General features: G+C 70.0%; 22 protein-coding genes and 1 tRNA gene. 6 read left to right on the forward strand and 17 right to left on the reverse strand.

Translation table 11 applies throughout. The annotated features are described in order from the left end of the window. The first annotated feature begins 93 nt into the window (after positions 1-93). Positions 94-1,275, forward strand: coding sequence for an MFS transporter (locus EI982_RS10830; protein ID WP_157689718.1), 1,182 nt, complete (start codon positions 94-96; stop codon positions 1,273-1,275). Between the two features lie 96 nt (positions 1,276-1,371). Here the strand turns inward: EI982_RS10830 and csg are convergent, their stop codons facing one another. The 4 genes from csg to ddh form a co-directional block, all read right to left on the reverse strand. Continuing rightward, entirely contained in the window at positions 1,372-3,897 is a 2,526-nt protein-coding gene (csg, locus tag EI982_RS10835) for an HVO_2072 family ArtA-dependent S-layer glycoprotein (protein WP_157689719.1), read from the reverse strand. Between the two features lie 80 nt (positions 3,898-3,977). Further along, the gene (locus EI982_RS10840) at positions 3,978-5,009 is read right to left on the reverse strand and encodes an NAD(P)/FAD-dependent oxidoreductase (protein ID WP_157689720.1); all 1,032 of its coding nucleotides are present in this window, start codon (positions 5,007-5,009) and stop codon (positions 3,978-3,980) included. 73 nt (positions 5,010-5,082) lie between these two features. Beyond that, positions 5,083-6,504, reverse strand: a complete 1,422-nt coding sequence (locus tag EI982_RS10845; RefSeq protein WP_157689721.1) for an MATE family efflux transporter — start codon at positions 6,502-6,504, stop codon at positions 5,083-5,085. A 220-nt stretch (positions 6,505-6,724) separates the two neighbouring features. After that, positions 6,725-7,663, reverse strand: a complete 939-nt coding sequence (gene ddh, locus EI982_RS10850; protein ID WP_157689722.1) for a D-2-hydroxyacid dehydrogenase — start codon at positions 7,661-7,663, stop codon at positions 6,725-6,727. Between the two features lie 168 nt (positions 7,664-7,831). Here ddh and EI982_RS10855 point away from each other — a divergent pair, with 168 nt between their 5' ends. The 3 genes from EI982_RS10855 to EI982_RS10865 all read left to right on the forward strand — a co-directional run bounded on the left by EI982_RS10855 (position 7,832) and on the right by EI982_RS10865 (position 10,085). Further along, complete coding sequence (locus EI982_RS10855; RefSeq protein ID WP_157689723.1) at positions 7,832-9,445, forward strand: thiamine pyrophosphate-requiring protein; 1,614 nt, start codon at positions 7,832-7,834, stop codon at positions 9,443-9,445. Between the two features lie 103 nt (positions 9,446-9,548). Continuing rightward, positions 9,549-9,785 carry a DUF2061 domain-containing protein gene (locus EI982_RS10860; RefSeq protein ID WP_157689724.1) on the forward strand — a complete coding sequence of 79 codons (237 nt, stop codon included), beginning with the start codon at positions 9,549-9,551 and terminating at the stop codon, positions 9,783-9,785. Positions 9,786-9,827: 42 nt separating this feature from the next. Further along, positions 9,828-10,085, forward strand: a complete 258-nt coding sequence (locus EI982_RS10865) for a hypothetical protein (protein ID WP_157689725.1) — start codon at positions 9,828-9,830, stop codon at positions 10,083-10,085. A gap of 2 nt (positions 10,086-10,087) precedes the next feature. On the opposite strand, the gene EI982_RS10870 is transcribed toward EI982_RS10865, so the two are convergent. The 11 genes from EI982_RS10870 to EI982_RS10920 form a co-directional block, all read right to left on the reverse strand. After that, the gene (locus EI982_RS10870; protein ID WP_157689726.1) at positions 10,088-12,043 is read right to left on the reverse strand and encodes an aconitate hydratase; all 1,956 of its coding nucleotides are present in this window, start codon (positions 12,041-12,043) and stop codon (positions 10,088-10,090) included. A 64-nt stretch (positions 12,044-12,107) separates the two neighbouring features. After that, positions 12,108-13,232, reverse strand: coding sequence for an ABC transporter permease (locus EI982_RS10875; RefSeq protein ID WP_233255220.1), 1,125 nt, complete (start codon positions 13,230-13,232; stop codon positions 12,108-12,110). Further along, complete coding sequence (locus EI982_RS10880; RefSeq protein ID WP_157689727.1) at positions 13,229-13,945, reverse strand: ABC transporter ATP-binding protein; 717 nt, start codon at positions 13,943-13,945, stop codon at positions 13,229-13,231. Before EI982_RS10880 ends, EI982_RS10875 begins: the two co-directional genes overlap by 4 nt. Then, a complete protein-coding gene (locus EI982_RS10885; protein ID WP_157689728.1) occupies positions 13,942-15,471 on the reverse strand; it encodes a COG1361 family protein in 1,530 nt (509 codons plus the stop codon). The genes EI982_RS10880 and EI982_RS10885 overlap by 4 nt, the downstream gene beginning before the upstream one ends. A 280-nt stretch (positions 15,472-15,751) precedes the next feature. After that, entirely contained in the window at positions 15,752-16,294 is a 543-nt protein-coding gene (locus EI982_RS10890) for an NUDIX hydrolase (protein ID WP_157689729.1), read from the reverse strand. Further along, entirely contained in the window at positions 16,291-16,668 is a 378-nt protein-coding gene (locus EI982_RS10895; RefSeq protein ID WP_157689730.1) for a hypothetical protein, read from the reverse strand. Before EI982_RS10895 ends, EI982_RS10890 begins: the two co-directional genes overlap by 4 nt. A gap of 60 nt (positions 16,669-16,728) precedes the next feature. Further along, positions 16,729-19,380, reverse strand: coding sequence for a PAS domain S-box protein (locus EI982_RS10900; RefSeq protein ID WP_157689731.1), 2,652 nt, complete (start codon positions 19,378-19,380; stop codon positions 16,729-16,731). 77 nt (positions 19,381-19,457) lie between these two features. Further along, positions 19,458-19,871 carry a DUF5809 family protein gene (locus EI982_RS10905; protein WP_157689732.1) on the reverse strand — a complete coding sequence of 138 codons (414 nt, stop codon included), beginning with the start codon at positions 19,869-19,871 and terminating at the stop codon, positions 19,458-19,460. Positions 19,872-19,895: 24 nt separating this feature from the next. Beyond that, positions 19,896-20,288 (reverse strand): DUF5810 domain-containing protein, encoded by a 393-nt coding sequence (locus tag EI982_RS10910; protein ID WP_157689733.1) that lies wholly within the window; start codon positions 20,286-20,288, stop codon positions 19,896-19,898. Between the two features lie 30 nt (positions 20,289-20,318). Further along, positions 20,319-20,804, reverse strand: a complete 486-nt coding sequence (gene rimI / locus EI982_RS10915) for a ribosomal protein S18-alanine N-acetyltransferase (protein WP_233255221.1) — start codon at positions 20,802-20,804, stop codon at positions 20,319-20,321. Between the two features lie 63 nt (positions 20,805-20,867). After that, on the reverse strand, positions 20,868-22,844 hold the full coding sequence (locus tag EI982_RS10920) for an aconitate hydratase (RefSeq protein WP_157689734.1): 1,977 nt from the start codon (positions 22,842-22,844) through the stop codon (positions 20,868-20,870). Between the two features lie 148 nt (positions 22,845-22,992). Between EI982_RS10920 and EI982_RS10925 the strand changes: the two genes are divergently transcribed. Then, on the forward strand, positions 22,993-23,463 hold the full coding sequence (locus EI982_RS10925; protein ID WP_157689735.1) for a deoxyuridine 5'-triphosphate nucleotidohydrolase: 471 nt from the start codon (positions 22,993-22,995) through the stop codon (positions 23,461-23,463). Positions 23,464-23,770: 307 nt separating this feature from the next. After that, positions 23,771-25,222, forward strand: coding sequence for a SipW-dependent-type signal peptide-containing protein (locus tag EI982_RS10930; protein WP_157689736.1), 1,452 nt, complete (start codon positions 23,771-23,773; stop codon positions 25,220-25,222). Between the two features lie 197 nt (positions 25,223-25,419). Here EI982_RS10930 and EI982_RS10935 read toward each other — a convergent pair. Together EI982_RS10935 and EI982_RS10940 are read right to left on the reverse strand one after the other, a co-directional pair. Further along, positions 25,420-25,528: transfer RNA gene (locus EI982_RS10935), tRNA-Lys, on the reverse strand. Between the two features lie 55 nt (positions 25,529-25,583). Next, complete coding sequence (locus EI982_RS10940; RefSeq protein WP_157689737.1) at positions 25,584-26,255, reverse strand: DUF7119 family protein; 672 nt, start codon at positions 26,253-26,255, stop codon at positions 25,584-25,586. Position 26,256 lies beyond the last annotated feature (1 nt).

Below are 26,256 nucleotides of genomic sequence, written 5' to 3' on the forward strand. Positions count from 1 at the left end.
AAGGTCCGGCCGAACTCCGTCTAGAGTTCGTCGCAAGTCGGCGTCCCGAAAGACAGTAGACGGTGGACGCCCGCGTTCCGACGACGGAGAGTCGTGTCCCGGATCCGCAGTCGCGCCGCGCTCGCCGGCGTCGTGTTCGCGACCCTGTTCGCCCAGGTGCTCCTCTATCCGGGGATCGACACGCTCGTCGGCGCGCTCGGCGCCACGACGGACCTCGACGCGAGCATGTGGTTTCTGGCCGTCGAGTTCGCGGCGTTCGTCCTCTTCGCGGTCCCCTGGGGGATGGCGAGCGACGCCGCGGGTCGACGGGTCCCCTTCGTGGCCGCGGGGGCGGCCCTCGGCGCCGTCGGCTACGCCCTGCTCGCGGTCCTGCCGGGCGCCCTCGGCCTCTCGTTCGCCGCCGTACTGGCACTCCGGGCGTTCCAGGGCGCGGCCGTCGTCGGCGCCTTCTCCCTGTCGATGACGATGCTGATGGACCTGGAGGGCTCTCACGGCCGCAACATGGGTGCGGCGGGCATCGCCATCGGCCTCGGGACGGCCACCGGCGCTCCCGTCGGCGGCGCGCTCTACGGACTGGGGCCGTTCGTCCCCCTGTACGCCGCGAGCGGCGTCTTCCTCTTGGTCGCGCTCTGTGTGCCGTTCGTGGTGGATCGGGCGCCCGCGTCCGGGGAGCGGGAGTCGCCGTTCGCCGGCCTCCGCCGGACGCCGCGGCTCGCGCTCCCCTACTGTTTCGGCTTCGCGGACCGGCTCACCGCCGGCTTCTTCTCGCTGGTCGGCACCCTCTACTTCCGGTCCGTCTTCGATCTGAGTCCGGGCGCGACGGGGCTGACGCTCGCGCTGTTTTTCGCCCCCTTCGCGCTGCTCCAGTACCCCTTCGGCGTCGTCTCGGACCGGATCGGCCGGACCCTGCCCATCGTCGGGGGATCGGCGCTGTACGGCGGGGCAGTGATCCTCGTCGGCGCCGTATCGAGCCTGCGGGCCGCCCAGGCGGGGATGGTGCTCGTGGGGGTCCTCGGGGCGCTCATGGTGCCGGCGACGCTGGCGCTGGTGACGGACCTCGCGGCCCCCGCGGACCGTGGCGTCGCCATGGCCGGATTCAACATCGCCGGGAGCGTGGGCTTCCTCGTCGGCATCGTCGCGGGCGGCCTCGTCGCCGACGCCTACGGCTACCGGGCGGCGTTCCTGGTCGTCGGCGGCCTCGAAATCGCACTCGCGGCCGCGACGCTGCCGGCGTTCCGCCGGTTCGACGTCGAGGCCGGGGTCCGCGGGGCCTGATACGGTTTCGTGTGAGTCATCACCGGTAGTTCGCCGCCACGGTCCGGCGAACCGCCAGTGGAACAGTTACAGTAATCCGTCTGAGCCGGGGGCGGCTCAGCGCCGGCGAGCTACCGCGGCGGCGGCCAGCGCGAGGAGCGCGGTCACGAACGCGAGCGGACCGAAGCCGGAGCCGTCGCCGCTCGTCGGCGCCGCCGTCGGCGTCGCCGTGGCAGTGGCGGTCGGGCGTTCCGTCGGGGTCGCCGTCGGCGTCGCCGTGGCAGTGGCGGTCGGGCGTTCCGTCGGGGTCGTCGTCGGGGTCGCCGTCCGCGTCCGGCCCACCACCACCGATCGAGTGAACGTGTTCTCGCCGTCGTCGACCTCGAGGGTGTACGTGCCGGGTGTGGCGTCGCTCGGCACCGCCAGCCGCGCCGTCCAGACGCCGTCGGCCGACCACGACGGCGCAGTCACCAACGGGAACGACGCCGCCGACGGCCCCTCGGTCACCTCGACGACGACGGTGGCGTCGTCGGGGTTCCGGTTGGTCGCCCCGCGGACGAGCATCGTCTCGCCGGGTGGGACGGCCAGGACGCCGGTCGCGTCGGGGGTGGACGCCGGCACCACGTCGGTCACCGTCGTCCGGGGACCGGCCAGCCGGAACGTTTCCCGGACTGCGAGGTCGTCGCCGCCAGCGACGGTCAGCACCTGGCCGTCGATCCGGGCGAGGACCTGCTGGCCGGTCGGGCTCCGGTCGCGCTGTGACTCGACGTAGCGCAGGAAGTCGCCCACGGAGTCGAGGGTGATCGACGTCCCGTCGGGCGTGCGCACGCTCCCGCTCCCGAACCGGCCGTCACGGCCGGGGGTCGCGATCAGCGCCGTGACGCGGCCACGCTCCAGGTCGTCGGGCGCGAACGTCACCTCGAAGGTCGTATCGCGGTCGACGCGAACCCGCTCGGTGCGGATCCCGCCGCGCTCGTCGACGAGGACGACCGCGACCTCGGTGGCGCCGGCGGCGGTTCCGCGGACGGTCACGTCGTCGACGTCGGCGACTTCGCCGCCGTGCGTGATCGGCCGGGCGGCGAGGCCGGGCGCGACGGTGCGGATGTTCCGCTGGACGCTCCGGAGGCGGTCGAACTCGGAGCGGGAGACCCGTCGCGGCGGGTCGCTCCCGAGTGCGTCGGCGTCGACGACGGCCAGCCGGTAGGTGCCGGGGATGCTCAACAGCCGACCGCCGTCGCCCTCCCGCGAGAGGACGACCCGCCGCGCCTCCCAGACGCCGTCGGAGTCGACCCGCGTCGTCGCACGGCCGTCGAGCGTCAGGAGGTACCAGTCGCCGCCGTCGCGGACGTACAGGGCTACGCGGTCCGCGTCCTCGCCGGTGCCGCGCACGTCGATTTCGGAGCCGACGGTGTAGGTGAGGTCCCCGACGTTCGTCGAGAGGCCGCCCCGTTCGACGTCGACGGTAACCCCGCGGACCCCGTCCGGCTGGCTGTCCACGCTCGCGACGGCGTCGGCCCGACTCGACCGGGCCGGGTGCAACCGCAGGGACGTCCGCCCGGTGTCGAGCAGTCCCGTGTCGACGGCGCCCACCGCCCGCCCGCTCTCGGGGATTTCGAGGACCGCGTAGACCGCCCGACTCGTGCTCCCGGTCGCCACCACGTCGCCGACGGAGCGGAACAGCCCGGCGGGGTCGGTCGACGAACTCCGGAGCCGGCTCCGATCGACGGAGACGGCGTGGTAGTCGCCCGGCTCGGCCCCCGAGACCGTGTACCGCGACCACTGCCCGCGCGTGACGGTCCGACCGTCGACGCCGATGGTCGGCGACGCGTCGGAGCCGATCCGAACCCGCATCGTCCGGGCGGCCGCCCCCTCGGTGAGGTCGTCGACGCCCTCGACCCGCAGGGTGTAGGTGCCGGAATCGAGGTCGGAGCAGTCGAATAGCCACGCCGCGGTCGGGCGACCGGTGGTCCCCGACCCCTGGACCTCGCGGGCCAGATCCGCCCGCGCGAACCCGTCGGGCAGGGCGGCCAGTTGCTCGCTCGACGCGTCGGTCGACAGGGCCTCGCGTTCGTAGCGGACGCCGTCGCGGACCAGATCGATCTGCAGGTCCTCGGCCTCGGCGAAGTTCCAGTCGGCCCGGAGGAGGAGGCGGCTATCGCGCGGGACGGTCGCGTCGGCACCGAGTTCGACGCCCCGGCGATTGAGCACGCGGAGGGACGTGACCCGCGGCTGGACGACCAGCGCCGACAGCCCCGAGTCCGAATACCGGCCGACCGGCTGTCTGCGGGGGATCGACGCCGAGAGGTCGAGAACCTGCCCCTCGGCGGCCCCGCCCTCGCCGATCAACGACGCCCCCGTCACGTCGGCGTCGTCGCTGGCGCGGCGCCACCGATCCACGTCGCGTTCGCCCTGGTAGATCCGGTAGTAGCTGCCGCCGTCGAGGACGACCTCGCCGCGGCTCGTCGCCGGGTTCCAGCGTCCGCGCGGGGCGAGCGCGCTCGCACCGCCGGTCTGGCTGATCTGTGCCGCCGCGTCCGGGACGTTCGCCGCCGTCTCCGTGCCCTCGACGGCGACGCCGACGCCCACCGTTGACAGCACCACGAACGCCGTCACGAGGACCGTCGCGATTGCGGGGGGTTCCATCGGGGATCGGTAGGCTCATCGACAATATAAACACATCTATTTGTAATTTGATTGACAGCCGGTTCGGCGCGAGCGGGCGATCAGCGCGCGTGGACGATCCGTTCCCCGGTGTCGAGGCCGTTCCGGACGGCGGCGTGGAGGCGGGCTTCGCCGGCGACCCAGTCGCCGAGGACGTAGCAGCCGGCGTCCTCGGCGGGGGTGCGGGCGCCACGGCGGAGCCCCGACTCGGGGAGGGCGTACCGCCAGCCTTGGTGGTCGGTCCACGCGGGGTCGGCCAGGCGCTCGTCGTCGAGGAGGGCGGCCGCGTGGTCGGCCAGGTCGGCGACGTTCCGCGCCGGATCCGCGTCGTAGCGCTCGACGGACCACTCGTGGTTCGCCTGCACCACCAGCACCGACTCGCCGTCGGGGACGTGACCGGGTTTGCACTCCTCGCGGGCGACCCACCCGACGTCGTGTTCCTTGTCGGTGTTCACGAGGGCGTAGTACGGACGGTCGAGTTCGAAGGGGTAGCCGAGGACGGCCGTCCACACCGTGCGGTAGTCAACGTCGCGGGTCGCCGCGAGGAGGTCGTCCCGGGCCGCGGCGTCCCAGTCGGCCGTCTCCAGGAGCGTCGCCGTCTGCGGTGCGGGCGGGTTCAACAGGAGGACGTCGAAAGGGCCACGTGTCCCGCCGTCGTCGTCAGTGAGGGTCCACGCGCCGTCGGATCGAGCGATCCGTTCGACCCGGGTCCGCCGGTGGACCGTCGCGTCGGTGGCGCCGAAGAGGTGTTTCGCCAGGCGGGTCAGGCCGGTCCGGTAGGTCCACTTCCGCTCGTCGGCGTCGCGCCCCTCGCTCACCGTCCCCGAGCGGTCGAAGACGTGGATATCGCCCGCGACCTCCACGAGGCCGTCGTCGAAGGTGGAGACGAGGTCGACCACCCGGTCGTCGTCGTCCTTGAGGTAGTTGGCGCCGTAGTCGTAGGTCACGTCGCCGCGGCGGCGCGTCGCCGCGCGGCCACAGAGCCCGCCCGACTTCTCGAAGACGGTGATCGATGCGTCGGGGAGCGCGCCGTCGATGACGTAGGTGGCGGCCGCGGCGGCCGCGCCCGCGCCCACGATGCCGATGTCGGTCATACCCACAGTACGGGCGGAGCGACAAAACGGCACGGCTTGGTCGACCGGGTCGCCGACGGGCCGCGGATCGGGGTTAGTCGCTCGCGCCGGCGGCGACGTGTGCCCGGCCGACGGCCTTCCAGCGGTTCGACCGCACGCGGGAGACGTTCAGGGCGGCGGGCACCGCCGATTCGACGACCATCGCCCCGAGTAGGGCGGCGGCGCCGAGGGGCGTCACGAGGCCGAGCGCCGCGAGCGGGAGCGCACAGGCGTACCGGCCGAACAGCGAGACGAGGAAGGGGTAGCGGGTGTCGCCCGCACCCCGGAGGGTTCCGGTGGCGGAGCCGTCGACGCCGAGGAAGACGACGCTGACGGCCGCGGCGGCGACGAAGGGGCCGGCGACGCCGATCACGGCGGGGTCGTCGACGAACAGGCCGGCGACGTGCCCCGAGAGCGCGAAGACGAGCGTGCCGGCGACGAGATACACCGTCGCCGAGAGGCGGACGATGGCACGGGCGTAGGCTTCGGCGTCGGCCGCGTCGCCGGCGCCGAGGCGCTGGCCGACGAGCGTGCTCGCGGCGATGGAGAAGCCCCACGAGAAGCTGTCGAGGAGGGTTCGGACCCGCCGGGCCACCTCGTAGGCGGCGACGACGGCGGGACCGAAGGTGGCCGCGATGGCGACCAGCGGGAAGGCGACGAGCATCTCGGCGGTGCGGCGGGCCATCAGTGGCGCGGAGACCGAGAGCAGCCGGCGGGTCAGGGCCGCGAAGCCGTCGAACCCGAGCGTCGAGCGCGTGACTGCGACGGGGCACGCGCCGCGGCCGGCGTACGACCGGCCGGCGAGTCCCCACGCGAAGACGAGGGCGACGACGCCCGTGGCGAGCGAGGTGCCGAGGGCGGCGCCGGCGACGCCGAGGCCGTACCCGAAGATCAGCGTCGCCGAGAAGGCGATGTTCAGCAGGGCACCGCCCGCGCGGATCAGCATGGGCGTCACGGTGTCGCCGACGCCCGCGTAGGTTCGGCTGGCGATCAGGTTCGGGAACTCGAACAGGAGCGCCGGCGCGACGAGGGCGAGGTAGGTGGCCGCGTGCCCCAGCGGTTCGGGGTCGGAGCCGAGGACAGCCACGAGTTCGGGCGCGAACGCGGCATAGAGGGTCGCTATCGGCGTCGCGATCAGGAGCGTGACGGCGAGGGAGACGGCGACGGTCGCGCTGGCCCGCGACGAGTCCCCGGCGCCGTAGGCCTGCGAGACGAGGGTGACCGTCCCGCCCGCGAGGCCGATGCCGAGGTACTTGCCCACCTGCCAGTAGACGTTGGCGAAGGCGAGACCGGCGACGGCCGCCGTCCCCACGTCCCAGCCGACCATCGCCAGATCCACGGTGGATTTGGACAGGATGGCCAGTCCGGTGACGATCCGGGGCCACGAGAGGTCGAACGTCTCGCGGAGACGCGGCGGGTCGATGATCCCGGCGCGGTCGAGGGCCCGGGCGAGCGCGTCGAACGGTCGCGCACCCATCGGCCGTCGTAGTGGTGGGGACGGTTAGTAGGTTGCGACGGCGGCCCCGAGACACGTCGTCGAGCCGACGAAACCGCCGCGCGCATGCTCGACGCAGCGCGCCAAGTGTGTCACGACTGCGGCCACGTCCACAAGGCGGCACCGGTCCCGACCACGTCGGGCAGTGTGGAGCCTGTGGTGGACCGGTCGGCGCGGCGGAACTCGACGACCCGATCGGTCCCTAGGCGACCCGGTTGCGGAGTTCCTCGCCGGCCCGGTGCTGTTCGAAGATCTCCATCACCAGGTCGGCGATGTCGAGGTGATAGCGGTTGGTAGCGGAGCCGCGGTGCGGGGAGATGATGACCTCCTCGAAGTCCCAGAGCGGGTTGTCCTCGGGGAGGGGTTCGGTCTCGAAGACGTCGAGGCCGGCGCCGGCGATGGTCCCGGCGTCGAGGGCCTCGATCAGGCCGTCTTCGTCGACGATGGGGCCGCGGGCGACGTTGATCAGGTAGGCGTCGTCGCGCATGACCTCGAACTCGGGGGTCGAAAACATCCCCTCGGTCTCCGGGGTGTGGGGGACGGCGATGGCGACGAAGCGCGCGCCGTCGATGGCCTCGTGGAGGTCGTCGGGGTGGTAGATCTCCGAGACCCCAGGGACCGACTCCTGGGAGCGCCGGACGCCGACGACGTCCATCCCGAGGGCGTCGGCGCGCTCGGCGATGCCGCGGCCCAGGGTGCCGAGGCCGACGACACAGAGCCGCTCGTTTTCCACGGTAAAGGGCCGTTCGTAGTCGGGTTCGAACCAGTGGTTCTCGTTCTGGTGGTCGCGGTAGACGTGGAGCATCCGGGCCAGCGACACCATGTAGCCGACGGCGATCTCGCCGACGGTCGTGTCGTGGATGCCCGTGCTGTTGGTGAGGGGGACGCCCTCGGCTTCGTAGGCGTCGGTGTCGAACTCGTCGTAGCCGGCGCGGATGCAGTGGACCCAGCCGGCATCGAGGAAGGCATCGCGGGGACGGAACGACGCGACCGCGTCCGTCCGGTCGAAGGTCTCGTCGTCGCCGACGACCTCGACGGGCACGTCGAGGTCGGCGAAGGCCTCGGCGAACCCCTCGACCGGGATCTTTGTCGATACGGACTCGTGGACACAGAGTCGTTCGAGCTGCGGTCTCTCGGGCATGTGTCCGAAATCCGGACTCTCGCTATTCAACGTTTCGACAGATGACGACTGTCGGTTGGACGTCCGTCCCCCAAATCTTCGACAATCGACGACTGCGAGTTAGGTATCTGTCCCTATCTTTAATAAAAATTAACTTTACAACCCCGGAGGTAATGGGTGAACGGTAGGATGAACGTAACAGACGCAGTCGCGGAGATACTGGCCGAGGAAGGTGTCGATCACCTGATCGGATTCCCGAGCAACCCCCTGTTCGACGACGACGCCGCCGAGGAGGCGGGCATCCGCCCCATCGTCGTCCGGCAGGAGCGAACCGGCGCCCACATCCTCGACGGCATCGCCCGGATCACCTCCGGGGACCAGGTCGAGGCGTTCGCCTGCCAGCACGGGCCGGGGACGGAGAACTCGGTGGGCGGGATCGCCCAGGCCTACGCCGAGTCGGCGCCCATCGTCGCGCTCCCGGCGGGCTACTCGCGGGCGAAAACGAACACGGACCCCAAGTTCAGTTCGCTCATCAACTACCAGGCGGTCACGAAGACGACGGAGCAGTTGACCGACCCCGAGGCGACCGGGGAGACGATCCGGCGGGCGTTCCAGGCGGCGCGAAACGGGCGCCAGCGGCCGGGTCTGGTCGAAATTCCGAAGGACGTCTTCTACGAGGAGGTCGACGACATCGACTACGAACCCACGTCGTCGACACGCTCTGGGCCGGACCCCGAGGCCGTCTCCGACGCCGCGGACGCGCTGCTTTCCGCCGACCTGCCGGTCATCAACGCCGGACAGGGCGTCCACTACGCGAAGGCCTGGGAGCCCCTGAAGGAACTCGCGGAACTGCTGGAGGCGCCCGTGGCGACCACGCTCAACGGCAAGAGCGCCTTCCCCGAGGATCACCCGCTCTCGCTCGGCGCGGGGTCGAAGAGCGAACCCCGTCAGCTCAACCACTTCGTCCACGAGGCCGACGTCCTCTTCGGCCTCGGGTGTAGCTTCACCAAGACCGCGTACGGCATCACGCCGCCCACGGAGGACAACACCCTCATCCACTCGACGAACGACCCCGGCGACGTGGACAAGGACTACAAGTCCGACCTCGCGGTCATCGGCGACGCGAAACTCGTCCTCGAGGCCATCGTCGACGAGATCCACAGCCGGATCGACGATACCGACTTCGGCCGGTACGACGACGTGACCGCGGAGATCGCGGCGATCGAATCCGAGTGGCGCGACGACTGGGCCGACGTGCTCGAATCCGACGAGACGCCGATCAACCCCTACCGGGTCGTCCACGAACTGAACGAGACGGTCGACAAGGAGGAGGTCGTCGCCACCGCCGACGCCGGCAACGCCCGCGACTTCATGGCCCCCTTCTTCGAGGTGACCGAACCGCTCTCCTACCTCGGCTGGGGCAAGACCACGCAGCTCGGCTACGGCCTCGGCCTGATGATGGGCGCGAAGCTCGTCCACCCCGAGAAGGTCTGTGTCCACGTCATGGGCGACGGCGCCATCGGCATGACCGGCATGGACTTCGAGACGGCCGTCCGCGAGGACATCCCGGTCCTCGAAATCGTCCTCAACAACTTCGAGATGGCGAGTTACGACACGCCGTTCTCGGGCCACTACGCCGACTTCGCCGAGTCCATGGGCGGCTACGGCGAACGCGTCGAGGACCCCGCGAACGTCGCCGACGCCATCGAACGCGGCGTCGAGAAGACCAAGGAGGGCACGCCGGTCCTGCTCGAGTTCCTCACCGACAAGTACACCGAGCTCTCGCGGCCCGACCTCGAGTAGCCGCCGCTGTTTCGGCCGGGATATAACCACATAGGGTTACGTTCGCCTCTAGAAGTTACTGTTCGTGGTTACACTTATGCCGCGACCGGCCGTAGGACGGGACATGTCCGGGGGCGTCACCGCGCGAACGCCGCGGCAAGCGCGGCGTCGAGCGCTCGTGAAGACGGTCTGTTATCGGCTGTCGATGGTGGCTGTCACCGTCATCGTCGCGTGGGTGGTCGTCGGCGACGTCGGCGACGCCGTCAGCGTCGGCCTCGTGGCCAACCTCGTGAAGACGGGGACCTACTACGGGTACGAACGGGTGTGGGACCGGATCTCGTGGGGGCTGATCGACGCCTGACCGTGGGAAAGGCTAACGGCCGTCGAGCCCGTACGGTCGCCGATGGCCTTCGAACTCGGCTTCCTCGTCGGGTCGCTCGCGATCCTCGGGGTCGTGCTTTACTTCACGCGGATCCGGGGTCCCTCGCTCCCGCACGAGGCGATGGCGGAGGGCGAGGGGGAGGGCCCCGACGGCGACGCGCGTGCAGTGCCCCCCGAGCGCACGGTCCCGGCGTGTGAACTCTGTGGGGAGAACCCGGCGGCCCGCTCCGTCAACGACATGCAGGTCTGCCCGGAGTGTGACGAGGAACTCCTGACGTAGGCTCAGGCCTCCCCCGCCTCGTCGGCGAACCGCTGGCGGGTGTGCGGGAGTTTCCCGCCGGCCGCGAGCAGTTCCCGTTCGCGCTCGTTGGCGTCGAGGCCGACCGTCGCCTCCCAGTCGTCGTCGACGCGGATCGTCAGCGTCTCCTGCCCGCTCTCGACGGCCGCGGCGGCGTCGTCGACGATATCGATCTCGTCGCCCTGGTCGATCCGCTCGTACGTTTCCTCGTCGATCGTCAGCGGGAGAAGCCCGAAGTTGATCAGGTTGGACTTGTGGATGCGGGCGAAGGACTGCGCGAGGACGGCCCCGACCCCCAGATACATCGGACAGAGGGCGGCGTGTTCACGCGAGGAGCCCTGACCGTAGTTCTCGCCGGCGACGAGGACGCCGCCGTCGGCCGCGGCGGCGCGGGCGGCGAACGTCTCGTCGACCCGCTTGAGCGTGAACTCGGAGAGCTTCGGGACGTTCGAGCGGTAGACCGACACCTCCTGGGTGGCCGGGATGATGTGGTCGGTCGTGATGTTGTCGGGCATCTTCAACAGCGCCGGGCCCGACAGATCGCGCCCCAGCGGGTCTTTCAGCGGCACCTCGTCGATGTTCGGTCCCTTGACGAGGCCGTCGTCGACCGCCTCGTCGGGCATGATGAGGTCCGATTCGCTGGCGCCGATGTAGCGTTCGGGGTACTCGAACCCCGGTTCCTCGACGTCGGCCGCGAGATCCCGGGGATCGGTGATCTCCCCCGCCAGCGCCGTCGCCGCGGCCACCTCCGGGGAGCAGAGGTAGACCGCGTCCGCCTCCATCCCCGAACGGCCCTCGAAGTTGCGGTTGAACGTGCGGACGCTCACGGAGTCGCTGGCGGGGACGTGACCGGCGCCGATGCAGGCGCCACACGTCGCCTCCGAGACGCTGACGCCGGCGGCCATCAGTTCCGCGGTGAAGCCGTCGCGTGCGAGCATCTCCGAGGCCTGTTTCGACGCCGGGGCGACGATGGTTTCGGTCCGTTTGGCCACCTCACGGCCGTCGAGCATCTTCGCCACCGGGAGGATGTCCTCGTAGGCGCCGTTGGTACAGGAGCCGACGAGCACCTGATCGACCTCGATCCCCGACACCTCGCGGACGGGCACGACGTTGTCCGGCATCGACGGACAGGCGATCAGCGGCTCCAGCTCCGAGAGGTCGACGACGATCTCGTCGTCGTACTCGGCGTCGGGGTCGGGCGCGAGTTCGACGAAGTCCTCGGGCCGGCCCAGTCGGTCGAAGAACTCCTTCGTGCGCTCGTCGCTCGGGAAGATCGAGGTGGTCGCACCCAGCTCAGTCCCCATGTTCGTGATGACGGTCCGCTCGTGGGCCGAGAGGGTCTCGACGCCCGGGCCGGTGTACTCGAACACCTTGTCGACGCCGAACTTGACGGAGTAGCGGCGCAGCAGTTCGAGGATCACGTCCTTGGCGGTCGTCCACTCGGGCAGTTCACCCTCCAGGCGGACGTTCACCACCTCCGGCACGTCGAGATAGAAGGGCGCACCGCCCATCGCGGTGGCCACGTCGAGACCGCCGGTGCCGATGCCGAGCGATCCCACGCCCCCCGCGGTCGGGGTGTGGGAGTCGGCGCCGAGCAGGGTCTTCCCCGGGGCGGTGAAGTTCTCCTTGTGGACCTGGTGCAGGATGCCGGTCCCCGGGCGTGCGAAGTACGCGCCGTAGGTGCCCGCCGCCGACCGGAGGAAGCGGTGGTCGTCGGAGACCTTGAAGTCCGGCTGGTAGGTCTGGTGGTCACAGTGCTGGCCGGCCACCTCGACTTTCACCTCGTCGAGGCCGAGCGCCTCGAACTGGAGCCACGCCATCGTCCCCGTCAGGTCGTGGGCGATGGTCTGGTCTACCTCGATACCGATCTCCTCGCCGGTCTCGATGTCGCCGTCGACGAGGTGATCGGCGAGGATCTTCTCCGTGAGCGTACGTCCCATAGTAGGTGGCCTTGCGGGCTGTGTCACATAACCGTTTCCTCCGACCGAGGGAGGGTAGCGCGGGCTACCCGCGGAGCACTTCGACGGGGTTGGCCGTCGACGCCTTCCAGGCGGGGTAGAGACCGCTGAGCGTGCTCGCGAGCACCGCGAAGCCGAACCCGAGCGCGAGGAACTCGAGGTTGCGGGGCTGCAAGACGAGGGCGGGCTGGCCGTTGAGGAGGCCGTTGACCGCGTAGCCGATCAGCAGGGAGAGGACGACGCCGACGAGACCGCCGACCACGCCCAGCAGCGTCGCTTCGGCGACGATCATCCGCATCACCTCGCGCCGGCGGATGCCCACGGCCCGGAACACGCCGATCTCGGCCTGTCGCTCGACGACGCTCATCAGCATCACGTTCAGGATGCTGACGCCGGCGACCACCAGCGAGATGGAGCCGACGCCGAGGAGCGCGGCGTTCAGCGTCGCGAAGAAGCCGCTGACGCTCTCCTGGATGTCGGCGGGGGTGAACGTATCGACCACCTCCTCGCGCTGGTTCAACTCCTGGGGAATCTCCGCGGCGAGTCGCTGGGCCGCCTCGCCGTCCTCGGTGACGACGGTCACCTGATCGTAACCGTCCCGGTCGACGTCGTCGAGCGGGACGACCACCGAGACGCCCTGCCCGAAGCCGCCCGGCTCGTCGAGGATGGCGATGATCCGATAGGATCGTCCGCCGATGGAGACCGTCTGGCCGAGTTCCACGCCGAGTTCGTCGGCGAGTTCGGCGTTGAGCAGGGCGCCGCTCCGCATCGGCGTCGGGATGGTCCCCTCGGCCGCGTCGTAGAGGGCGGCCGGCCGGGAGACGGCCTCGACGCTCACCTGCCGTCGCTCCGAGCGCGAGGCCACCTCCATCCGCTCCGAGCGCTGGGGGGCGACCACCGCGCCCGTCGCCACCCGCTCGATGGAGTCGACCTGTTGGTCGGTGATGACGTCGGCGGCGTTCTCCTCGCCGGGGAAGACCGTCACCGTGTTCGAGAGGCCGCCCAACTCCTGTGTGGCGCCGTACTGGAGCGCCGTACCCGTGATGCCGATGCCCGCGATGGCGACGACGCCGATGACGATGCCGAGGGTCGCCAGCCCGGTGCGGAGCGTGTTCCGGCGGAGGTTGAGCCACGCCATCCGGAGCGCCGGGAAATCGAGAGGGTCGATCACTGGATCACTCCGTCGATCAGTTCGACCGTCCGGTCGGTGAACTCCGTGACCAGTTCGTCGTGGGTGACCGACACCACGCCGACCTCCTCCTCGGCGCTGATGCGCTCGAACTCCTCCAAGATGTTGCGCCCGGTGTCGCGGTCGAGGTTGCCCGTCGGCTCGTCGGCCAGGAGGAGTCTGGGCTCGTTCACCAGCGCGCGGGCGATGGCGACGCGCTGGCGCTGGCCGCCCGAGAGCTGGTCGGGGCGGTGGTCGAGTCGGTCGCCCAGCCCCACCCGTTCGAGGAGGCTCCGCGCCCGCGGGCGCTGGTCGCCCTCGACGAACATCGTCGGCACGAGGACGTTCTCGACGGCGGTCAGCATCGGGACGAGGTGAAAGGACTGAAAGACGAAGCCGATGGTGCGCCGGCGGGCCATCGTGCGCGCCTCGTCGTCGTAGTCGGTCACGTCGCCGCCGTCGAGTCGGACCGTCCCCGCGGTGGGGACATCGAGGAGGCCGAGCACGTTGAGGAGCGTGCTCTTGCCGGACCCGCTGGGACCGATGACGGCGACCATCTCGCCGGGGTCGACCGCGAAGTCCACGTCCGCGAGCGCGGCGATGGTCTCGCCGCCGCTCCGGTACTCCCTGGTCACGCCGTCGAGTTCGGCGACCGGTCCGGCCGGTCGCTCGGGGGGCGAGTCGGCCTCGGGGGCGTCGCGGGTTCGCTCGGTCATTGCTCGTCGTCGCCGCGGCGCCGCCACCAGTAGATCACGCCGGCCCCGACGGCGAGGACGGCGGCGAGGCGAAGCAGGAGGCCGACCACGTCGATCCGGCCGACGCCGAGGAAGCCGCCACCGCCGGGCGGGCCGTCGGGCTCCCCCCTGCCAGCCTGCGGACCGGCGGGGGCGCCACCGCCGGCATCGGCGAGGTCGACTTCGACGACCCGGGAGTACTCCCGACCGTCCGCGATGTAGCTGATGCGGACGGGCACCGCGTCGGTCCGGTTCCCGGCCAGGCGCGCGGTCAACTCGAAGGACGTGAACTCGCCGGCGGGGACGTTGCCGACGAAGTAGTCCTTCGCCGGCGAAACCGGCGTCACGCGGTCGGTCCCGACGACGCTCACGACGGCGCCGGTCACGGTCGTCTCGCCGGTGTTCGAGGCGCTACCGGCGAGTCTGATCGAGCCGCCGGCCGGGAGGACCTCGATGCCGGTCAGCGTGATCCGCCCGTCGGTCGTCGGCGCGAAGTCGACGACCGTCGCCGTCTCGTGCGTGTCGCCGGCGGCCTCGTAGACCGCGTGGAGGGTCACCTCGCCGGCCGGCAGGCTGGACTCGCCGATGGAGACGTCACGGGTGGACTCGATCCCCACGTCCCCGACGAGTTTGCGGGCGACCGTCTCGCCGTCCGACTCGGCGCGCAGACGGACCCCCTCCAGCGGGACGTTCCCGAAGTTGGTGAGCGAGGTGTCGATGCGGGCCGTGTCGTTCTCGCGGACCACCTCCGCGTCGAGTTCGGCGTCGACGCGCGCTGGGTCGACGACGAACGTCCGCGTCTCGGTGACGGTGTCCCGGTTCCCGTTCGGGTCGCGATAGCCGAGCGTCGCGGTGAGCGGGTGCCGGCCGGCGCCGTCGAAGGTCACGTCGTACCCGACGACGCGCTCGCGACCGCCGAGGAGCGACGCGTTCACCCGGCTGGCATCCTCGACGGTGGCGTTCGGCCCCGAGAGCGTCAGGCGGAGGTTGGAGACGTTGGTGGCCGCGCCGTTGGCGACGGTGACGTTCACCCGACTCTCGGTCGAGGGGTCGGTCGGCGTCTCCAGCGACAGTTGCACGTCGCCGCCGTGGTCGTTGACCGTCATCGACACCGGATACTCGAGGTTGAACACGTTGCCGTCGGCGCTCACGCCGTAGACGTGGACCGTGAGTTGCTTGCGTCCGGGCGAGTCGAAGGTCGTCGTCAGGGGCAACTCGATCGAGCCGCCGGTGCCGATCGTGCCCGGGTCCTTCGACGTGGTGAGGGTGCGGGTGCCCTGCCGGAGCGACACCTGGTTGATCCGGGCGGCGGTGGTGGCACTCTCGAAGTTGCGGATCGTCGTCCTGACCGTCACGTCCTCGCCGACGCGTGGCGTCTCCGAATCGACAGTCGCGGACTGGATCGCCACCTGGCTGTCCGCCGCAGCGACGCCGGCCCCGAGCGTGAGAGTACTCGCCGTCAAGGCGACGATCAGGGCGAGGACGGTGAGGGAGGAGCGGTCAGGCATGGTGACACCACGTGGCGAGGGACGATCGGTCGACGAAGAGGTCGGGGCGTCCGAGACGAGGGACCATTACCACCCTCTCCGTCGGGGCGGAACTTATGTCGTCGGATAGGTGGAATCTGGATTTTCGTTACGGCCCGCGGCGCGTCACTCCGGATCGTCCGCCGATCCCGGCGGGTCGGCGGCGGGGCCGCGATCCGGAGCGTCGGGAGCGAGCGGCGGGCTCCGAAGCCATCACCTCCCGTGTGCGCCGCCGCACGCGTCTGCCCGCCATCGCGAAGGCTCACAGCAGTCCCTCCTCCCGGGCCAGCAGGACACCCTCGACCGTGGCGTCGTTGGTCGGCTGACGGCGGGCCACGTCGAGGGCCTCCTCGACGGGGACGGGACGGGGGGTGAGGAACTCGTTGCCGTCGAGGTCGCGGTCGGCGGGGGTCAGCCCCTCGGCGAAGACGATGCCGCGGCGGTGTCGGAGGACGCCGGTACAGGTCCAGAACTCCTGGAGGAGCGCGGTCGAGTCCGGAACGAAGCCCGTCTCCTCGCGGAGTTCGCGCGCCGCGGCCGTCGTGAAGGATTCGCCGGACTCGACGATGCCCGCGGGGAGTTCGAGGTGGGTCTCGCGGATCGTCGGCCGGTACTGTTCGACGAAGAGGAGGGACCCCTCGGCGACGGCGACGACGACGGCGGCGGGTGGGAGTTCCGCCCAGTAGTAGCGTTTGGTCGAGCCGTCGGGCTGTTCCACCAGGTCGTAGCCGCCGGTGTACCAGCCGGTCTCGTACTCGGTGACCGACTCGAGCACCGGCCAGTCGTGGTCCTCGCCGTCGTTCACGACCGCGTCACCTCCACTAGGTAGCGATCCTCGCCGTCGACGACGAGGACGCCGCCGTCCCGACGGGCGTCGGGGTTCCGGGCGATCAGTCCCTGTCGCTCGTCGAACGGCGAGTGCGAGAACGCCTCCTTCAGCCCGATAGGTCCGCGGCGGTAGGGGGCCGACCGCCCGGTGTCGATGGCCTCGGTGAGGTAGGGGTACCGACGGTCGGAGAGGTTCGTGGCGTCGACGGCGGGGCCGTCGGCGTCGGTCGGCGTCGCCGTCAGGTAGTATGGCTCGCCGGAGGCCAAAAGCGAGGGGAGGGCGCCGAGGGCGAGGAGGGCGAGGACGACGAACACGAAGCCGACGACCGCGCGGCGGGTGATCGGTCGCACGGTCGCCGTTGGGGCGGTTGGAATAAACTCGTTTCGCCACACCGCCGCGCGCCCGTCGCGTCACGTCCCCGAGACCGACCGGTCGGCGCCCACGTCCTGCCCCGCCGTCGGCAGTGTCACGACGAACACCGCGCCCTCGGGGTCGTTGTCCTCGACCCACACCGCCCCGCCGTAGGCGTCGAGCAGCGTTTGGACGAGATAGAGCCCGAGTCCCGTCCCCCCGCTCTCCAGCCCTTTCTCACCCTGCCCGAAGATCACCTCCTTCTGATCGTCGGGGACACCCGGCCCGTCGTCCGCGACGTAGACGACGACCTCGTCGTCGCGCGTTCGAGCCGAAACGGTGACCGTCGGCGCCGCTTGGTCGTTGTGTTGGACGGCGTTTTTCAGCAGGTTGCGGAACACCGAGTCGAGCATCTCGTCGGCGACGACGTCCACGTCCGGGATCGATCCCTCGACCGAGAACGTCGCCTCGGGGTACGCCGTTCGGATGGCGTCGAGTTCGTCTTCGAGCGCGGGCCGCAGGGGGACGGCGGCTCGCCCCTGCTCGGTGGCCAACATGACGTCGGCCAACTCCCGGGCGGTCTTCGTCAGCTCGACCGCTTGGTCGGCGCTCTCGACGATGGTCTCGACGTATCCACGCTCGTCGTCGACGCGTTCGTCGAGCAGTTCCGCGTACGACGACACCAGCTGGAGGTCGTTGCGGATGTCGTGGCGAACGACCTGATTCAGCAGTTCGAGGTTGTCGCGCTGTTCCCGCAGCCGCTGTTCGTACTCGACGTGGACGGTCCGGTCACGCCCGATTCCGGCCAGCGCGGGCTCGCCACAGGGATCCTCGAAGGTGTTCGCGATGAACTCGTACGGGATCGACTCCCCGTCGTCGGTCAGCAGGGCCAGTTCCATCCGGGTGTCGCCCGTCTCGAAGGCCTCTTCGACGGCCTCGACCGCGGCGTCGGCGTCGTCCGGGCCGAAGAAGTCCGCGATGTGCATGGTTTCGAGGGCCTCCCCGTCGTATCCGGTCACCGCTTCGAACGCCTCGTTCCACCGGCGGAGGTGGCCCGTCGAATCCAAGACGTAGACGATATCGTCGATCCCGTCCAGCAGGTCGTCGATGAGCCGTTTCTGCCGTTTGAGAGCGGTCTGTTGCTCGATCTGATCGAGCGCGACCCGGACGTTCCGCGCCAGCAGTTCCGTGAGCTGGATCTCCCGGTCGGTGAACTCGGTCGTCCCCGTGGCCGCACACGTGAGGACGCCGTGTTCGCCAAGCGGGAGGACGATCGACGACCGCAGGGGGACGTCCGCGGCGGGTGCGTCTCGGGGGAGCGAATCGCGAATCACGGTCTCGCCCGCCTCGAACACGTCCCAGAGCCAGTTACCCCGCGGGTGGGTCGGCGCCGGCGTCCCGGCCTCCTCGAGGAGTGCCTGATGCTCCGGCGAGTTCGCGACGAGGGCGAGTTCGGTCCGGTCGTCGGTGGGGAACCAGACCGAGGGCAACGAGAACCCGAGCAGGTCGGTCGCAGTCTCGACGGCGATCTCGGCGACCTCCGTTTTCGACGCCGCCTCGACGAACTCCCGAGTCGCCCCGTGGAGCGCCGACAGTTGCCGTTCGAACGCCTTGCGGTCGGTGACGTCCTGGATCGCCCCGTCGAACACCGTCTCCTCACCGACGTCCCTCGCGATTGCGGTGACGGCACCCCACAGCGCCTCGCCGTCGAGCGTTTCGAGTTCGATCTCCCGCTCTCTCACGACCGTCTCGTCCGCGAGTCGCTCGCTGAACGCCTCGCGCTCGGCGGAATCGCGGTAGAGGTCGCTGACCGAGTGCTCACGGAGGTGGGCTTTCGAGTCGGCGTCGAACATCTCGACCATCGAACGGTTCAGCAGCCGGAACTCGCCGTTCGGGCCGGCCGTACACCGGTAGACCCCGACCGGAAGGTTCTCGACGAGCCGTTCGTAGCGTTCGAGTTCCCGCTCGCGCTCCTTTCGCGCCGTGACGTCGACGCTGTTGACGATGATACACTCGAGGGACGGGTCGTCGAGACAGTTGGTTCCGAGCGACCGGAGCCAGCGCCACTCGCCGTCTGCGTTCCGGAACCGATACTCGACGACCCGTTCCAGGCCCGGGTTCTCCAGTCCGTTTCGGAACTGCCTGAGGACCCGCTCTCGGTCCTCGGGATGGATGTACTCGAACGCCGTCTCCCCCACCAACTCGTCGGGGTCGTGGCCGAGGACGCGCTCGACGGACGGGCTCTGGTACTCGATGGTCCCCCGCTCGTCGAGGACGGCGACGATGGACGCCGAGTGTTCGAGGAACGCCGCCTGTCGCTCGAGCGTGCGTTGGCGCTCCTTGCGTTCGGAGATATCCCGGCTCAGCGTGAGAAAGTAGTCGTCGCCGTCGAGTTCGATCCGACGGATGGACACCTCGACCGGGAACGTCGAGCCGTCCGCGCGACGGTGGGTCCCCTCCACCGTCTCCCGCTCGTCGGGAGCCATCCCCCGCCAGAGCGACCGTAGCTCCGCGTGACTGTGCGCTCGCTCGACGTCGGCGACGTTCATCGTGCGGAGCTCGGCGCGTTCGAGTCCCAGACTGTCGACCGTTCGGTCGTTGACGTCGATGATGGTGCCCTCGATGTCGTGAAGGATGATCGCGTCGGGCGAGATGTCGAAGAGAGGCTGCAGCCGCTGTCGGTCGACCCCCGAACCGTCCGAACTGGGCATGCTCGGCTATCGACAACCTGCTATGGAAAAAACCCCCTCCGATTCTCAGTGATTGCGAGCGCACGGCCGGTCGCCGTTCACAGACGGTCCCGATACAGCCGGCCGAACGCCTGCCGGCGGAGGGTGGCGACCGCGGCGTCGCGTTCGTCCTGAAACGTGGCGGCGACCGCCGCGTCGGCGAACGGCGCGGCGTGCCAGACCACGTTGTCCACGTCCTCGCTCCCGAGCATCGTCAAGTCCGCGTCGGTCGATGCGCGCCACGATTCGAACGCGTCGCGGTCGGCGACGTGGACGACGAGCAGCGAGGCGAAGATGGCGTCGCGGGCCGTCTCGACCACCTGGCTCGTCACGCGGTCCGCGTACTCCTCGCGGTCGAAGTCCATCGCCGTCGCCGTCTCGCGAACGGCGGTTTGGGCCGCCGGGCCGACCGACTCGTAGGCCTCGCGCGCCGCGTCGAGCGTCTCCGGATCGAAGACCCCCTCGGTGTCCATACGTGTGCCTCCCGGTACCGGGATTTACGCCTTTCCGTCGTCGTCCGCGTCGCCGTCCCCTTCGCCGAGCATCGCCCGCGTCATCTCCTTGGCCGCCGCGAGGGTCCGCTGGGCCTCGGGGTCCAGGTCGGCCGCCTCGAAGGCCGTGGCGCCGCCGGTTGGGGGGGCGTGGTCGTGCCCGTCGTGTCGGTCCGCGGGCATCGACTCCTCGAACACCTCGTCGTAGGGGGTCTCCTCGGCGTGGTCGGCGACGACGGGCGCCAGTTCCGCGGCGCCGTCCGATTCCCATCCCGGCACCGTCTCGTCGAGCCACCGCTCGTGGGCGTCGCCGTGGAGCATGGCGGTGAACGCCAGGTGGTTGGCGAGATGTTCGGCGTCGCGCTGGGGCGTCTCGCACACCGGACAGGCGAATCCCATGGGTGCCGTTGGGACTCCCGGGTGAAACCTCTAGCGCCGTTCCTGCCACTCGGGGACGTCGAGGACCATCACGAGGGCGTCCTCGCCGTCGCGGTAGTACCGGGGGACCCGCCGTGCCGTCTCGAAGCCGACGTCGCGGTAGAGCGTCTGTGCCGGGTCGTTGCTCTCGCGGACCTCCAACTTCACCAGCTTCGCCCCCTCGACGGCGAGGGCCACGAGCGAACGGACGAGGAGCGACCGACCGATGCCCCGCCGTCTGGCGGTCTCGGCGACCGCCAAGTCCTTCACGTGTCCGATATCGCGCCCGAAGTTGGGCGTCACGTCGCCGACGACGTAGCCGACGACCCCGCCGTCGCGGGTGGCGACCAGGAACCCGGGTTCGTCGAGGAACCGCTCGAAGGCGGTGTAGGGCCACGGCTGGCCGAACGACTCCCGTTCGATCCGGACGACCGCCCCCAGATCCGACTGCTCGGCGCCGCGAACCGTCACGTCGGCGGGCTGTGTCGGGACGGCCACACCGATCGGTACGGACGAGGGGAGCAAAAGCCCTCGGGCGAGGGGGTCGAAAACGGTGTCGCCTCAGTCGTCGGCGGGCGTCGCGCCGCCGGAATCCTCCTCGTACTGCTGTTTCGTCAGCGTGAGCTTGCCGCCGGCCGCGAGGATCTCGCGTTCGCGCTCGGAGGCGTCGAACTCGGCGGTCGCCTCCCAGTCGTCGTTGACGCGGATCGTGAACTCCTCGGCGCCGGACGCGACGGCCTCGGCGACGTCGTCGACGACCTCGACGTGGTCGCCCTGATCGATCCGCTCGTAGGTCTCCTCGTCGATCGTCAGCGGCAGGAGCCCGAAGTTGTACAGGTTCGCCTTGTGGATGCGGGCGAACGACTGCGCGAGGACGGCCTCGATGCCGAGATACATCGGACACATCGCGGCGTGTTCACGCGAGGAGCCCTGGCCGTAGTTCTCGCCGGCGACGAGGACGCCGCCGTCGGACTCGCGGGCGCGCTCCGCGAACGTGTCGTCGACGCGGGAGAGCGTGAACTCCGAGAGCTTGTCGATGTTCGAGCGGAACTTCAGGATGTCCGACGTGGCCGGGATGATGTGGTCGGTCGTGATGTTGTCGGGCATCTTCAGGAGCGTCTCGCCGGCGATGTCGGCGCCCAGGGGGTCCTTGAGCGGGACGTCGCCGATGTTCGGCCCCTTGATGAGGTCGTCGTCGACGGCCTCGTCCGGCTCGATGATGTCGGCTTTCGACCCGTCGTACCGGTCGGGGAGTTCGACGCCCGGCGACTCCAGGTCGCCGAGTTCCTCGGCCAGATCTCGGGGGTCGACGATCTCGCCCTTGAGCGCGGCCGCGGCCGCCACCTGCGGCGAGCAGAGGTAGACCGAGTCGTCCTCGATCCCCGAGCGGCCCTCGAAGTTGCGGTTGAACGTCCGCAGGGAGACGGAGTCGGAGGCGGGCACGTGACCGATGCCGATACAGGGGCCACAGGTGGACTCCGAGACGTTGACCCCGGCGGCCATCATCTCGGCGGTCCAGCCCTCGCGGGCGAGGAGTTCGCCGGCCTGCTTCGAGCCCGGTGCGACGATCATCTCGAGGTCCTTCTGGATCTCGCGGCCCGAGACCATCTTCGCCGCGGGCAGGATGTCCGCGTAGCCACCGTTGGTACAGGAGCCGACGATGACCTGTTCGACGTCCTCGCCGGCCACCTCGCGGACGGGCACGACGTTGTCCGGCATCGACGGCGCGGAGATCAGGGGTTCGAGCTCCGAGAGGTCGACGACGATCTCGTCGGCGTACGTCGCGTCCTCGTCGGGCGAGAGCTCGACGTACTCCTCGCCGCGGCCCTGCCGTTCGAGGTAGTCCTTCGTGCGCTCGTCGGTCGGGAAGATGGAGGTGGTCGCGCCCAGCTCCGTCCCCATGTTCGTGATCGTGGTGCGCTCGGGGACCGAGAGGCTCTCGACGCCGGGACCGGTGTACTCGAACACCTTGCCGACGCCGCCCTTGACCGACAGCCGGCGCAGCATCTCGAGGATGAGGTCCTTCGCGGTCGCCCACTCGGGCAGTTCGCCCTCCAGGCGGACGTTCACGACTTCGGGCATCTCGACGAAGTAGGGGCCGCCACCCATCGCGACGGCGACGTCGAGGCCGCCGGCGCCGATGGCGAGTTCGCCGAGGCCGCCCGGCGTCGGCGTGTGGGAGTCCGACCCGAGCATCGTCTTGCCCGGCGCGGCGAAGTTCTCCTTGTGGACGTTGTGGCAGATGCCGTTGCCCGGGCGGGAGAAGTACGCGCCGTAGGTGCCGGCGGCCGACCGGAGGAAGCGGTGGTCGTCGGTGTTCTTGAAGTCGAACTGGTAGGTCTGGTGGTCACAGTACTGCGCGGCGAGTTCCGTCTGGACTTCGTCGAGTTCGAGCGCCTCGAACTGGAGCCAGACCATCGTGCCGGTCGTGTCCTGTGTGAGCACCTGATCGATCTCGATCCCGATCTCCTCGCCGGGTTCGAGATCCCCCTCGACGAGATGGTCGTCGAGGATCTTCTCTGTGAGCGTCTGTCCCATAACGTCCGGCCATCGACCGCCGACGGACATAAATCCCGCGTTGAAGCGCGTTAACTCCTACCGAGTCGGTTTTCACTACGAACGTACCCCGATTCGACAGGCGCCGAACGACCGCCACGGTTTTGTCGCCGCTCGGCGACCCCCCGGTATGTTCCGTGCCGGCCCGTTCGTCGCCGACCACGTCACGCCCGTCACGCCCGAACAGGTCCAGCCCAACGGCGTCGACCTGACCGTCGAGGCGGTCCTCGAACCGACCGAGCGCGGCCGGATCGGTCGTGACGGCAAGCACGTCGCCGAGCGCGAACCCCTCAATCCGGACCCCGACGCCGACGCGTACGTCCTCTCCCCCGGCGGCTACGTCGCCCGCTACGGCGAGACCATCCGGATCCCCGAGGGCCACGTCGGCTTCGTCTACCCGCGCTCGTCGCTCATGCGGAACGCCTGCATGCTCCACACGGCAGTCTGGGACGCGGGTTACGAGGGCCGCGGCGAAGGACTCCTCGCCGTCCACCGCCCCGTCGAAATCGAACCCGATGCCCGGATCGCCCAACTGGTGTTCGCCGAGGCGAACCACGACGGCACCTACGACGGGAGCTATCAGGGCGAGCGGGTGGACTGACCGATCGGCGCGTCACACGATCCGGTTAGCCCCCTCGCCCACGCGCGCCGTCGGATCGACGCCGGTGTCGGTGTTGGCACCGCGACCGAACCGCGGCGAACCGCGAGTGAAAACAATCGTGCGTTTGTGTACGTCGCTCGGACAACCAGTCGCCCGAAACCGGCGATTAATTACGTGGGAGTCGTCCACACGGGGAACCGGCGGATGCGGGCGTCGGATCTCGCCATCCCCACGCCGGGCGCTCCGGGCACCCGGACGGCGGTTCGACTCCGCCGGTGGGCGTTCCCCACACGGGGAGACAGAACGGATGAGCAAGGACATCGCACTCTCGCGCCGCAAGGCGCTCGCGGCACTGGGCAGCATCGGCGTCGCCTCGGCCGGCGCCGGACTGGGAACGACGGCGTATTTCAGCGATCAGGAGACGTTCGAGAACAACCGGCTCACCGCCGGAACGCTCGATATGACGGTCGCGGCGACGAACTGGTACTCGGACTGGTCCGCCGACGAAGCCGAACACGCCGGGATGCCGTCCGGCGGCGAGTCGGCCGACTTCGTGCTCCCGGCACCGCCGGGCGCACCCGACGCACGCGACATCGAACTCGTCGTCGACGACGGGGAGGGACGGGCGCTGTTGAGCGATCTGAACGAGAACACGATCAACGGCGGCGTCTACGGGAGTCGGAACCTCTGTGGCACCGGTCGGAACGCGCCCGACGACGCCGTCCTCGTCGACCTGGCCGACGTGAAACCCGGGGATTTCGGCATCGTCGGGGTCCGGTTCGAACTCTGTGACAATCCCGGCTACGTCTGGATGCAGGGAGGACTGCGGTCGAAGGCCGAGAACGGCGTGACCGAACCGGAGGCGGACGACCCGGACGAGGCCGAGGGAGTGGTGGAACTGCTCGACGCGGTTCAGGTGGCCGTCTTCCGGGACCTGTTCGACGCGATGGACCAGCAGAGTTCACAGGTCTCGCTTCGGACCTTCCTCACGCTGATCGAGAACGCACCGGGCTACCCGCTCGTCGGCGACGTCGACGCCGAGGAGGGGGGCGGGACCGGACGGAGCTGTTTCGCCGGCGGCGACGACACCGACGCAGCCACCCCTCACGACGTGTTCGTCGTCTGGTGGCTACCGGTCGATCACGCCAATCAGGTCCAGAGCGATAGCGTCTCGTTCGACCTCGGCTTCTACACCGAGCAGTGCCGACACAACGACGGGACCGGACAGGTGGATCGGTCGTTCGGCAACGACTCGTCCGTGGCGACCGTCGGCGGTATCGACGTGACCGACCAGCGAGCGGGCGATCCCATCCCGCTTCCGGACGGATCGGAGACGTACGCCCGGATCACGCTCCCGGACGTGAAATACACCGGTTCGACCGACGCGCTCGGCGTCGAACCCGGCCCGATCCGGAACGTCGCCGGCCTCGTCGCGAACCTGAACGACGCCGTCCCCGCACCCGACGAGAGCGAGCCCTACTACGTCGTCGGCCTCCACACGCCCGGCGTCGGCAGCGGGGTTCCGACCCGGCGCGACTCGCTCGTCGGCGTCGCACCGCTCCCCGCGGGCCGGTACGAGGAGGTGATCGCACCCATCGCTCCGACGCCGTTCACCGGAACCGGCTTCCCGCCGACCGGCGAGACGGTGCTGACGGCGACGCTGTGGCACGGTCCCGGTGGCGACGAAACGGGGCCGATCACCGACGCCGACGGCGACCCCTACGCCGACGCGGCGGTGGTACGGTTCCCGTCGCCGTAGGTGGCGTCGACGCGGCGGACGGGCGGAGCGCCCTCGCGTCACGGCTCCGCCGGTCGCGTTGCACCGGATGGTGCCCCGTCGCACGGAAGCGGGCCGGGAGGGAGTCGAACCGGGTGGCGACGGACCGCTCGTGACTCCCTGATGCAACGCCCCCGCGGGTCGTTCGAAACCGTTCGCTGTCGCTCGCGGATTTCTCACGGGCCGGGAGGGAGTTGAACCCCCGACCGTCTGGTGACTTCCGCGACCTCCCGTCCGGGAGCGATCACGTTAAAAGCCAGACGCTCTGCCTGACTGAGCTACCGGCCCTCGATGTTCAGTATCCTTCGCTACGGTATAAACGTTTTCAGCCACGACGGCGGGGTCACGAATCCAGGTACGCCGACAGCGCCTCGGCCACCAGGTCGTCGGGGTCGCGGTTCTCGACCGACGCCAGCCGCCGGAGTTCGATATACTGCGCGGGGGGGAGCGTCAGGTCCATGCGGCCGAAGGTGAGACTGCGGTCGTCGAGGGTCGCTTCGACGGAGCGGCCGTCGCCCACCTCGCTGGCCAGTTGCCGGATTTCGCGGACGGTGAGGTCGTGTTCGAGCGTGGCCCACGCCAGGGCGTAGCGGTCGTCGCCGCCGACGCGGGCGATGTGTTTCGCCGCCGTCGGGGCGATGGTCCCCCGGGCGACGTGGCGCCGGATCGCCTGCGGGAGGTCGTGGACCCGCGCCCACTTCCGGATGAAGGCGACCGACACGTCACCCCCGGCGCGTTCGGCGGCCGCCTTGTACGAGCCGACGCCCCGAACCAGCGCGGCACACGCCGCCGCCCCCCGGAGCATGTAGACGTGGTCCTCGGAGCCGACGGTGTTCTCGGCGAAGGAACGAACCACGTCCGCGGCGAGTTGCACGCTCTCGGGGTCGTCGGGGTCGAACCCGACGGCCTCGTCCGCCCGTTCGCCCGTTACGGACGGATCGGCGCGCACGACCGGTTCGCCGACCGGCGACTCCCGGTCGGCCGGGCGCCCGGGCACATCGGGGTCGTCGCTCATC

The sequence above is a fragment of the Haloplanus salinarum genome (genome assembly GCF_009762275.1).
GTDB lineage: Archaea > Halobacteriota > Halobacteria > Halobacteriales > Haloferacaceae > Haloplanus > Haloplanus salinarum.